Here is a 209-nt window from a genome sequence, read left to right on the forward strand (position 1 = left end):
GAACGCGGAACCAATGAGAACACTAACGGCCTTTTACGCGAGTTCTTCCCGAAGGGCAGATCCTTGGCATTGGCCTCACTGGTTGATATTCAACTGGCTCAAGATACCTTAAACAACCGGCTGCGGCGGTCATTGAACTATCGCTGTCCAGCTGATTTAATGCCTGAACTAGCTTAGCAACTAGACCACTTCTAAGAATAGATTCTTAG

Annotated in this window: 1 pseudogene; it reads left to right on the top strand. The window is 47.4% G+C overall.

The features are described 5' to 3' along the window. A pseudogene (locus IV54_RS08665) lies at positions 1 to 177 on the top strand (IS30 family transposase); the annotation flags it as partial. Positions 178 to 209 lie beyond the last annotated feature (32 nt).

Source organism: Levilactobacillus paucivorans, assembly GCF_001437125.1.
In the GTDB taxonomy this organism is placed as follows: Bacteria; Bacillota; Bacilli; order Lactobacillales; family Lactobacillaceae; genus Levilactobacillus; species Levilactobacillus paucivorans.